A 10,544-nucleotide genomic window follows, 5' to 3' on the forward strand; every position below is an offset into this window, starting at 1 on the left:
GAATAGCGCTGCCATAGTCAGATTTTTTCGAAATAATTGACAATACCATAGAAGATCGCGAAGCAGAGCAGCCCGGCGGGAATTAAGAGGATTGTTAACATGATTTTAGATATTTAAGTAGTAATGATGGAAGAGTTTCCATTCCTGTGCCAACTCAGACAACAAGATATCATCTACCTAACTATCAATATATTAGGTTGAAACATCAACAAACCAGGTAACCAGAAACCCTATCAAAATGATAAGGCGGTATCATTTTGATAGATCACAAAGATTTTCTTCCTTGTTTCGCAGCTTGCCATTTTAAATACCCTGAACTGGCTTTAGTAAAGATCAAACCACATTGAATATGAACATGCAGAAGTTGCTGACCTGGATTACGCCGCTCACGCTGGGTGCATTGTTGGGGTTATACGAGATCCTGCATGGTTCGTTTTATGTGCTCTATGGAACACCTGCGCAGAAGCGCGATTATCCGCTTGAAATTGTGCTGGGTCTTCCTATACTGATCCTTTGCCTTGGAGGCCACTGGCTGATCCGACGGATCTCCCATTATAATACCCGCACCATTTGGATCACAGAAGCTGTATTAGCAGGTGTGGTTATTTATGGTTTTTTCCGATCGTGAAAACAAACTTTGCGGCAGCTGGTTTAGTGTGGAAGACTCGCCGGATCAGCACTCCTGCCATTTCAATGCGAATTACACCTAGCCTTGATCAAAGTTGAACCAATATTTGGAATACACGTTTTGCTCTAGTAAATTTACAATTGTAAAAATTGCAAGTCATGACGTACTTAACTGCTCAGCCAAGTTTATCAGAATCCTGGGATGATATTTGCTATCCGGTCAAACCGGTTTGGCTGGCGGATATTTTGCCGGACTATGAAATTATGGCAACTGACAGGCAGCAGCTGGTAGTGGGCGAGCCTTTTGGAGAGCGGAAAACGATTTTTGGTATTCAGAGTGCTGACTATTCTATCATCCCTAACATCCTTATCAGAGAGGTGATCGACAAGCTTTATGCCGATTACAGCTTGCAGATCAAGTATACCTCCACAGGTGAATTCAGTATCAGTATCATTCTCCCGCACGAACTGACGATCGGCGGAGAATCTTTACAACGCAGTTTGATTTTAACAAACAGCTACAATGGTAAAACGCCATTCAGCATACAGGGGCAAACGCTCACAACTATTCTCGACCGCAGTTCAGGGCACGCCGGGAGTATGTACCGGGCTTTGTGCCAAAATGGTTTAATGGGCTGGGCTGATTCCTTCACCGCGCTGACCGACTACCAGGATTGGCTGCAACAAGGGTCACACGAAACTAAAAGGAAGAGAGCAGGAAAGACTGCGTCTATCTCGACCTTGCTCAAAAAAGAACCTTCATTACGGAAGATTCATCAAAGTAGTCTTGCTCCGGAAATGTTTCAGGAGCAGCTCTATAACCTGCTCGCAGGGCTTAATCAGCAACAGCCAACACTGACAGCGAGGGTATATGAACAGTTTCAGCAAAAAACAGTATTCCGCGCCGATGATGATATATTTAAAGCTTTGCCCATTCCGGTGCAATTAGCCAAACAGGCCAAAGAAAGGCTCCGGTTTGAGCAGCGTATACTTGGGTCGGATTCATCTTACTGGCTGATGTACAATGCTGTCAATCACGCGCTTTTTAATGCAAGAAGCAGTCTTACCCTGAACGACCGCTATAAACTGGATGAGAAAGTCTTTCACCAGCTTGCCGCAAGTACGCTGATCCATCAGAATTAAGGCCCGGTCTTCATTTCTGATCTGAAAACCAGGCTCCCAATAATCCTGAACAGCTAAACAGACTACCTCTTTTTACAAACAACTCCTGCTTTCACACTTCCCTAAAAGTGGTGTGCGAGTATTTTTTTTATTCAAAAACGAATGTCACAAATCGGCCATTTGGAGCGGGAGACTTCAAGGGGCTGATCTCCTTTTTACAGGTATCAATTAATTCATGTCAATCAAAATGAACACGCAAAGAAACCACGTCATACTTAGCCGCGATGATTTTCGCATGCTAAAACAATTTACAGAAACGCTCTCCAACAACACCGGGACAAACGAAATGTCTTTATCGTACGAGCTGAACCGCGCCATTGTAGTCGAAGACGACGAGCTGCCGGCGGACAGCATTCGCCTCAACTCATTTGTAAAGGTACGGGAGTTGACCACGAACAGGGAAATGGAATTCTCCATTGTCATGCCCGCACAGGCAGATTTCAATGCAAAGAAGATCTCGATTTTAACACCTATGGGCGCAGCTATGATTGGTTTGTGCAAGGGCGAAACCGTAGAATGGAAGATGCCGGCGGGTATGAAGAAGTTCGAAATTCTGGATGTAAAGCAGAGCTGACCATTAGAGAAAAATTAATTCAAAAGAGTCCAACTAATCATCCACATCAAAATACATTTAAATGGAATTCCTCAGCCAGTTTATTGACATCTTCTTACACCTGGATTTATATCTCGGGCAAATCGTTGAGGATTATGGCGCACTTGCTTACATCGTACTCTTCCTGATCATTTTCATCGAAACCGGTGTGGTGTTCATGCCATTTTTACCTGGCGATTCGCTGCTGTTTGCAGCCGGTATGATGGCGGCTAAATACAGCGAATCCCTGAACGTCTGGCTGATTATCGCATTGCTTTTGGTAGCAGCAGTACTTGGAGATACCTGTAACTACATGTTCGGCAAGTACTTCGGGGACCGGGCATTAAGGACCCGTATATTCGGCAGGGTGCTGATTAAACCAGAGCAACTGGCGCGTACAAACAGTTTTTATGACAAACACGGACCTTCTACCATCGTGATTGCCCGCTTTGTTCCCATTGTCCGCACATTGGCGCCATTTGTGGCGGGGATAGGAAAAATGAATTATGCTGTTTTCTTCAAGTTCAATGTGGTCGGCGCATTTGTTTGGATTGTGGGACTTACACTGGCAGGCTACTTCCTGGGCAGCATTGAAATTGTCAGGGAAAATTTTGAAAAAGTAATACTCGCAATCGTTGCATTGTCCGTGCTCCCATTGGTGTGGCAATTCATCAAAGGCGATCGCGTGGCAAGCAATCCGAACACGACGGCGAGCATCTGATTTAATACAGCCGTGCTTTTTTCCCGCTCTTCATGAAAGAATGGCGGCTTCGTCCCTCTGCGCATTTCTGACGCGCAGAGGGATTTTCTTTTTGGGGGACAGCCTGAAATGAAGATACCGAAGAGATCCTCCATGACCTCATACTAAGCCTCTGGCAAAATCATCTAAGCTTCGGGCCGCAACCCAAAGCGCTTTTAATTTCCACCTCACGCAGCTACCTGCTTTGCCAGCTGGATATTAGCGATGATTTTGATGTTTTCGCCCAGGGCGAGGCCGCCGGTTTCGGTTAGTCCGTTGAATGTTACATTGAATTCTTTTCGGTCAATTACGCCCGTTACTTCAAACCCTACTTTCGTGTTGCCCCAGGGATCTCTTTCGGTGCCGCCATATTCCGCTTCCAGTTCTACCTCTTTGGTAACACCTTTCATCGTCAGGTTACCTTTCAGTTTGTATAAATCGGTTTTGATTTTGGTAAATGAAGTGGATTTAAAATTGAACTGCGGGTAGGTTTCTACCTCGAAAAAGTCGCTGTTCTTCAAATGCTCATCACGCGCAGGCTGACCTGTATCCACGCTGTCCACATCAATCGTGAATTCAATTTCTGCATTCTCGAAATCATCTCCGTCGGCAACAGCTTGCCCGTTGAAGGATTTGAATGAGCCTGTTACCGTTGAAATAACAAGGTGTTTTACCTTGAAAAGAACTTCCGAATGCATGGTATCTACATTCCAAACTATTTTTGACATTGTACAAGAGTTATGTTTATACTGATCATTAAACCATTTCTGACTGGCAGCACAAACTTAGATCTTGTAACTATTCAATATATAGTAGTATACCCGAGGTTAGTAGTAACCTCGGGTATAGTGCAACAATACGCAGCTTCTGTAAAGCCGCTATTTTTTTCCGAAAAATTTCTTCTTAGGGGTATCTTTTTTGATCAGATCATCCACTGTCTCCGCCACCTCGATCGGCAAATCCGTTTCCAGAATCGAGGCACCGTCCTTCACAATGGAGATGTAGGCGGCCCTTCTTTCATCGGCACTTTTGAGCTTGTCATAAGATGAAGCTGCCGAGATCATGCACATGGTGCCTTTTTTGTGGAGCATCGTATAAAGCTCCTGGTTATCCGGCTTCACACGCGGACCGATATAGGCGATCATACGAGTAAAAGGAATGCCCGCCTGCTCGTATTCGTCAAACTGCTTTTTGTTCGTAACAAATGCAGAAAACATGCGGTCTTTATTATCGTCGAGATAGAACCTTGCTTCCGCGGGATTATGGACAGTCAGCATGACAAATGCGTCGGCTTTGTGTTTGCGGATCAGATCAGCCGTCATTTTCAAAGGCACATCCTTCCGGTCCAGGTTCAGGATTGTCTTACCCCGCGCCCACTCAATTACCTCCGACAAGGTCGGGATCTGGAAGTCGGTCACATTGCCTTCCGCATCTTTCAGTCTGAACTTTTTCAGTTCTGCGTAAGTGTAATCTTTCAGGTTCCCGGTTCCTGTCGTAGTGCGGTCCAGTGTAGCGTCGTGCATCAAAACGATCACGCTGTCTTTGGTCAATCGCGGATCGATCTCGAAAAATGCAGGCGTATGTTTCAGCGTGTTTTCAAAAGTAGCAATCGAATTTTCAGGAAATCCCTTTACCATACCACCACGATGTCCCGAAATCAGCAGCCTGTCGTTACCAGTATATCTGAAAAAAGCATGCATTTCCTTCGCACTGCCTGATTTAATTACATTCAATTTGTCCTGTGCGGAGACTGAAAATGTGTTGCCGAGCGTCAGCATACCTGCTAAAATCAGGCCGTAAATGGGTCGCGTTTGCATATATGTTTTGTTAAAATCAAGGGTTGGGCGCCTCCTCGATTTTGTACATCAACACCTAACCTACTTTTCCCAGGTTATTTCTTTATACACAATCGATTTGTAACCGTCCCTTTCATAAAGCACCCCGATCGTCTTTTTTCCTGTTTTTACAAGATCAGAGTACGCAGTAAAATCCCTTTCACCCGCTTTGCTTTTGTCAATTACATACTGCTTCGCCCAGGTTTTCCCATCATCAAAACTGATCCTTAATGTAAGGTTGTCACGTTCTTTGGTATCGGCTGCGTTGGAGAATGCCAGGATATTATGTTTTTTGTTTTTGCCAATGGTCAGAATGCTTCCTTCGCAAACGGGATCGGGCAGGTTGTGGTCAAAATAGGTGGTATCCCATTTCACGCCGCCATCACTGCTCACAGCCACAATGCGCGCGCGCACATCGCCCTGCTGGTTTCTGGCATTGAACATCACCCTGCCGCCTGAAATTTCTGCCGCAGTAGCTTCATTGGAACCTTCGAAAGAAATGGTCTCGCTGAGCTTGAAAGTCTTGCCGTGATCGTCGCTGTAAAAACCGTGCGCCTGGTAATCTGCGCTCTTTGGCTTTGGATCGCCTGCGGAATGGTTGGCGGCAATGTAAATCCTTCCTTTATAGGGACCTTCGGTGAGCCGCATGCCGTGACCAGGCGTGTTAGCGTAGCTTCTCCAATCTTCATTGAAGTTGTAAGCTGCATTCACATTGGGCATTTTGGGCTTGTGAACTTGCGTGGTAATGTTCACAGGTTCCGACCAGGTGGCGCCGGCATCCGTGGAAGTAATATACCAGACTTCGCGCAATCCTTTACCTTTCCGCACTTCGCCTTCGTGGTTATTTCCGGTGTTATAAAACAAGAAGAGTCTTCCTTTCGGAAACGCCGGATCGCTCAGGTCGAATACCGGGGCCGGGTTACCGGCTTGCAGCTTGTCATAACCTGCCACCACTTGCGATGCCGACCATGTTTTGCCTTTGTCCCTACTGCGCTTCATCACGATGTCAATATCGCCAAAGTCACCGCTCCCGGCTACGCGGCCTTCCGCGAATGCGAGCAGTTCACCATTTGGCGCACTTACAATGGCAGGAATCCGGAACGATTTGTAGCCTTCTGCGCCGGATACAAAAACGGGCGTCTGCGCCTGAATGCTGAGTTGACAAAGCAATAATGCGATGAGGGTTAGTTTTATGATTTTCATGCTCAAAAGTTCTGTTTTTCAGTTTCCACGATGGTTTTCTCCGCATTCTTTCCGACCAGTTCCTGCATCAGCTGTGCGCAATACCATTCCTGCCGAGGCAGGTGGAACGGACCTTTGAACAAGTTACCTTTGGCGGTTTGCGCCACGCTGCCGTCGCGATGCAGGTAACCAAACCACTCTCCGTGCTCCTGGTCGTGGAAATGGGTGTAAGCCCAATCGTGCACCATCGTGTGCCATTTGGCGTATTTCTTGTCTTGTGTCAGCGCGTAAGCCAGCAGCGTAGCGATAATGACTTCATTATGCGGCCACCAAAACTTCATATCCTGCCAGTATTCCTGCACTGGCTTGCCGTACACATCCCTGAAATAATAAATGCCGCCAAATTCCTTGTCCCAACCCCGCTCCCACATATAATCCAGCATTTTGCAGCCGAGCGCGATCAGGCGCGGATCATTATTCCGGTATTTGGCCTCGTGTAAAATAAACCAGGCACCTTCGATCCCGTGCCCGGGATTGAGCGTGCGGCCGTCAATGTGGTCGATAATGCTACCGTCCGGCGCGACCTGCTCCATTACGCAGCGGATATCGTCTTTGACAAAATCCCTTTCAATTTCTTCGATAAACTGGTCGATCAATGCATCGCAACGCGGGTCACCGATGGTTTCGCGAAGCTGTTGGGCAGTGTTCATCAGGATCATGGGCACTCCAATTCCCTTCGCGGGGCGGGTTGAGGTAAACTTCGGTTCAAGCAGTCCCGGCGTGGTGGCGTATTCAATGCATTTGCCAAAAAGATAACGTGCTTTGTCGGCAGCTTCCTGGTCGCCGCTCGCTTTTGCGTAGGCCGCATGGGCGATCACGGCGAATGTTTCGGAAAAGAAATAACGGCGTTTGCGAATGGGCTCACCTTGACGTGTCATGTGAAAAAACATACGTCCGTCGGTATCGAAACAATGTTTATTCAAAAAATCAATACCCGATTTGGCACCTTCCAGCCATTCTTGCCTCGGTTCGACGGTGTTGTATAAAGTCGCCAGCAGCCACGCCGCGCGGCCCTGGATCCAGACAGCTTTGTCGGTGTCGATCAATGTTCCGTCGTGGTCGCGCATTAAAAGATATCCGCCAAACTCCTCATCCAGCGACCTCGGGAACCAGAACGGCAGCGTGTCGTTCAGCAGCTGATTTTTATAAAAATCCCCCAGGTTTTCCAGTTCTGATTTTGTGTAATGCATTGCGTTTTAATTTACTGCTATTGAAAAAGTGGAAGCAGGCAATCCCGCTTCATTGTAAAGATTTGCGTGTGTAAATGGCTGATATGCGTATAAAACAGTCTTAATCCGCTCGCCGGAAGGGACATTCATCACTACCTCATCACCTTCAATCCAGGCATTTGCCAGCATACGTTTGCCGCTTTCGGTAACTACTTCAAAGCCAGTCAGCGCTGCATTGTTTTTGGTTAAAAGCTTTTGTTTGGGCAAAGCTTTGTTTTGAGCTGATGTTGCTTTTTCATTCAAAAACTGAATCCGTATTTCCCCGTTTATGAACGTAGCTTTTTCGGGGACCTGACCGTTGTCCTGTACCGGCTTACGATAATGATTTCGAAGCGCCAGCAATGCCAGCCGCTCCCCTACTTCCTTTTTGCGGATCGGATGCACATTCAATGAGTCACCAAAGTCGTAGCTTACCGCCATGCCGGAGTTCGGAATTTTGGTCAGCAGCTTTCGTTGTGAGTCCCGGAATTCAGGCCAATTGGGCCGGTCGATACTTGATAACTGGACATAATAAAACGGAAATGCATCGCGCCAATCTTCGCGCCAGCTTTTGACCAGCTTTGTAAAAAGTTGCTCGTGTAATTGCACATTGAACACATTGCTTTCGCCCTGATACCAGATCACGCCCGCAACTGGAAAACCGGTGAGCGGCGCAATGCCCGCCTGGAAATTATACCCGGGCTGAAAAGGATGTCTCTGATCGCTGGAATGCGCGTTGCTGGTGTTTTTAGCGGCACGTTCGCGGCACCAGTCCATGACCAATGTGGAATGTGGCCAGTCAGTAAGCATTCCGGCAAATTGCTGATCTTGTTCAAGCAGCGCGCGATCGATCCAGGATTCAGTTGGAGAACCGCCCAATGCAACCTGGATCAGGCCAATCGGAATGTCCGTTTCCTTTATTAGTTGTTTACCAAAATAATAACCGATTGCCGAGAAACTAGCCGCTGATGCCGCGTCCAGCGTTTTCCAGCTGCCTTTGAAAAACGCATAAAGATTTACTTTGGCCAGCGCCGCCGAATCCCACGCCACATTCCCCCAGGGCATTGCACTACTGAATTTCAGCAACCGGATATGTTGGCTAAAATCCTTTTGCTTTAACTCCTCCGGCCCCGATTGCGCATCTTTCAGCTGGAATTCCATGTTTGACTGCCCTGAACAAAGCCAGACGTCGCCAATCAGAATATCTTTCACATTGATTTTCTGTCCATTTACGGAAACAGAAATCACATGCGGACCACCCGCTTTCACAGCCGGAAAAACCACGTTCCATTTCCCGGATTGATCCGCCTTTGCCTTACCTGTCTGACCTGAAAACTGAACCGAAACATCGCTCCCACCAGTCGCTGTTCCATAGATTTTGATAGGTTTGTTCCTTTGCAAAACCATGTGATCAGAGAAAACCGGCGCCAATGCGAGTTTGCGATCTTCATCATTTTGGGCTTTGGAAAAATCAAAAGCGAGCACATTCAGCAGCAGCAAAAACAGGAATTTTGTCATCATTCGTACATCGTTAGTCCATTCAAATCACGATTTGCAGGCATCATTAAACTAAATAAATAACCAAAAAACACGCAGCTTACCAGTCCGGTGAAAGCGTACATCAACAAATGAATGTGGGTATAATGCTGGATCAAAATTTGTGTAAAACAACTGATCGCCATGCCGATCATCACGCCGTTTCCGCTGGCTCTTTTGGTAAAAATCCCAAGTATAAATGCGCCGCCGATGCAGCCTGTGAACAAGCCAAGAATGGTATTAAACTTATCCCAAAGGGAAGAAACACCCTTATGTGCCATGTAGAGCGCAATGCAGGTTACGAAAATGCCTAGTAACAATGTGGTGGTTCTGGCAAAAAACAGCGTTTGTTTCGGTGTGACTTCGGGTTTGAATTTTTGGTAAAAATCGGTAGTCAGCAATGTGGCCGTAGAGTTCATACTCGCTTCGGTGCTGCTCATGGCCGCGGCGAAAATGCCTGCAATCAGCAACCCAGACAATCCGGCCGGCAACTGGCTCACGATATACCAGGGAAAAATGTTGTCCTGATCATTCAAAGCCATATTCACCTCCTGCGGATGCTCGCGGAAAAACAAGAACAGCAATGTGCCGATCGAGAAAAACACCAATGTCGAAGGTAATGTGAGCCACGCGCCGAGTTTCAGACTTTTGATCGATTCTTGCTCTGATTTCGTGGTAAGATAACGTTGTACCGTGGTTTGATCCGTCCCGTAAGTCAGTAAGTTAATCGCCAGCCCACCGATCACCACGACCCAGAATGTGGGTTCGGTGAAGTCGAAACGGAAATCGAAAACCTTCAATTTATCGCCGTTGTCCAATGCTTTGAAGCCCGCGTTCCAGTCGGTAATGTGAAACGGCAGGTAAAAAAGGCAGAACAATGCACCCGTCGCAAGGATTAAAACCTGAACCACTTCCACCCAGATCACGGCTTCAATGCCGCCTTTGACAGTGAAGAAGATGCTGATCGCGCCGATCATAATGATGCAAATGTTGATGTCGATACCCGTTACCAACGTGAGCGCAATGCTGGGAAGCAGCACCACAATGCCCATCCGGCCGATTTGCAGCAGCACGTACAATGCCGAAGCCATCGCGCGCGAACCGTAATTGAAGCGTTTGCCGAGGTATTCGTATGCCGACGTGACGTGCAGTCTCCGGTAAAAAGGAATGAAAAATTTCGCCACCAGGGGCATCACCATAATAATCGTCATGAGCAGGAAAAAGTACGTCCAGTCGGTTCCGTAAGTCTTGGCCGGAATGCCCATGAATGTAATCGCGCTCAGTTTCGCACCAAAAATGCTAATGCCGGCTGCCCATTGCGGAATCCGCTCGCCGCCTTTGAAATAATCGTCGGTGTTGCTGGTCTTGCCGGTAAAAAGGAAGCGTCCGGCGGTCATTAACAGGAAACAAATGCCCAAAACGGCCGAGTCGATCCAGGAAAAGAATGGCTTGTGCTGAATGCTGCCTTTGGTAATAACGGGAGTGCGCGTGCCGGGGCGGATCTCGCCGCTTGGGATAAAAATATCGGTATCCCATTTCACGGCCGTAGTCGTGACCTGCGCCGGGCCGGGGAGCTCGCCGAG

At 47.4% G+C, this 10,544-nt stretch carries 10 protein-coding genes; 4 read left to right on the forward strand and 6 right to left on the reverse strand.

The features are described 5' to 3' along the window. The first annotated feature begins 349 nt into the window (after positions 1-349). From ACTIE6_RS08455 to ACTIE6_RS08470, 4 genes are all read left to right on the forward strand, one after another. A complete protein-coding gene (locus ACTIE6_RS08455) occupies positions 350-628 on the forward strand; it encodes a hypothetical protein (protein ID WP_439556219.1) in 279 nt (92 codons plus the stop codon). A 158-nt stretch (positions 629-786) separates the two neighbouring features. After that, a complete protein-coding gene (locus ACTIE6_RS08460) occupies positions 787-1,770 on the forward strand; it encodes a hypothetical protein (protein WP_439556220.1) in 984 nt (327 codons plus the stop codon). A gap of 226 nt (positions 1,771-1,996) precedes the next feature. Beyond that, complete coding sequence (locus ACTIE6_RS08465) at positions 1,997-2,383, forward strand: GreA/GreB family elongation factor (protein WP_439556221.1); 387 nt, start codon at positions 1,997-1,999, stop codon at positions 2,381-2,383. 61 nt (positions 2,384-2,444) lie between these two features. Next, positions 2,445-3,122, forward strand: a complete 678-nt coding sequence (locus ACTIE6_RS08470; RefSeq protein ID WP_439556222.1) for a VTT domain-containing protein — start codon at positions 2,445-2,447, stop codon at positions 3,120-3,122. A 206-nt stretch (positions 3,123-3,328) separates the two neighbouring features. Here ACTIE6_RS08470 and ACTIE6_RS08475 read toward each other — a convergent pair whose 3' ends face one another. From ACTIE6_RS08475 to ACTIE6_RS08500, 6 genes are all read right to left on the reverse strand, one after another. Continuing rightward, positions 3,329-3,868, reverse strand: coding sequence for a YceI family protein (locus tag ACTIE6_RS08475; RefSeq protein ID WP_439556223.1), 540 nt, complete (start codon positions 3,866-3,868; stop codon positions 3,329-3,331). Positions 3,869-4,018: 150 nt separating this feature from the next. Further along, the gene (locus tag ACTIE6_RS08480) at positions 4,019-4,957 is read right to left on the reverse strand and encodes a glycerophosphodiester phosphodiesterase family protein (protein ID WP_439556224.1); all 939 of its coding nucleotides are present in this window, start codon (positions 4,955-4,957) and stop codon (positions 4,019-4,021) included. A 60-nt stretch (positions 4,958-5,017) separates the two neighbouring features. Continuing rightward, complete coding sequence (locus ACTIE6_RS08485) at positions 5,018-6,178, reverse strand: sialidase family protein (protein WP_439556225.1); 1,161 nt, start codon at positions 6,176-6,178, stop codon at positions 5,018-5,020. A gap of 2 nt (positions 6,179-6,180) precedes the next feature. Beyond that, entirely contained in the window at positions 6,181-7,407 is a 1,227-nt protein-coding gene (locus tag ACTIE6_RS08490) for an AGE family epimerase/isomerase (protein WP_439556226.1), read from the reverse strand. A 6-nt stretch (positions 7,408-7,413) separates the two neighbouring features. Further along, positions 7,414-8,946, reverse strand: a complete 1,533-nt coding sequence (locus ACTIE6_RS08495) for a sialate O-acetylesterase (protein ID WP_439556227.1) — start codon at positions 8,944-8,946, stop codon at positions 7,414-7,416. Then, the coding region (locus ACTIE6_RS08500) for a sodium:solute symporter (RefSeq protein WP_439556228.1) at positions 8,943-10,544 on the reverse strand (1,602 nt) is incomplete at its 5' end. The genes ACTIE6_RS08495 and ACTIE6_RS08500, both read right to left, overlap by 4 nt.

Source organism: Dyadobacter sp., assembly GCF_051859145.1.
Taxonomy (GTDB): Bacteria; Bacteroidota; Bacteroidia; order Cytophagales; family Spirosomataceae; genus Dyadobacter.

Excerpts from the sequence above, each read along its gene's own strand:
- ACTIE6_RS08495 (WP_439556227.1), bottom strand. The coding sequence starts at position 8,946 with ATGATGACAAAATTCCTGTTTTTGCTGCTGCTGAATGTGCTCGCTTTT.
- ACTIE6_RS08460 (WP_439556220.1), top strand. The coding sequence starts at position 787 with ATGACGTACTTAACTGCTCAGCCAAGTTTATCAGAATCCTGGGATGAT.
- ACTIE6_RS08455 (WP_439556219.1), top strand. The coding sequence starts at position 350 with ATGAACATGCAGAAGTTGCTGACCTGGATTACGCCGCTCACGCTGGGT.
- ACTIE6_RS08485 (WP_439556225.1), bottom strand. The coding sequence starts at position 6,178 with ATGAAAATCATAAAACTAACCCTCATCGCATTATTGCTTTGTCAACTC.
- ACTIE6_RS08480 (WP_439556224.1), bottom strand. The coding sequence starts at position 4,957 with ATGCAAACGCGACCCATTTACGGCCTGATTTTAGCAGGTATGCTGACG.
- ACTIE6_RS08465 (WP_439556221.1), top strand. The coding sequence starts at position 1,997 with ATGAACACGCAAAGAAACCACGTCATACTTAGCCGCGATGATTTTCGC.
- ACTIE6_RS08490 (WP_439556226.1), bottom strand. The coding sequence starts at position 7,407 with ATGCATTACACAAAATCAGAACTGGAAAACCTGGGGGATTTTTATAAA.
- ACTIE6_RS08475 (WP_439556223.1), bottom strand. The coding sequence starts at position 3,868 with ATGTCAAAAATAGTTTGGAATGTAGATACCATGCATTCGGAAGTTCTT.
- ACTIE6_RS08470 (WP_439556222.1), top strand. The coding sequence starts at position 2,445 with ATGGAATTCCTCAGCCAGTTTATTGACATCTTCTTACACCTGGATTTA.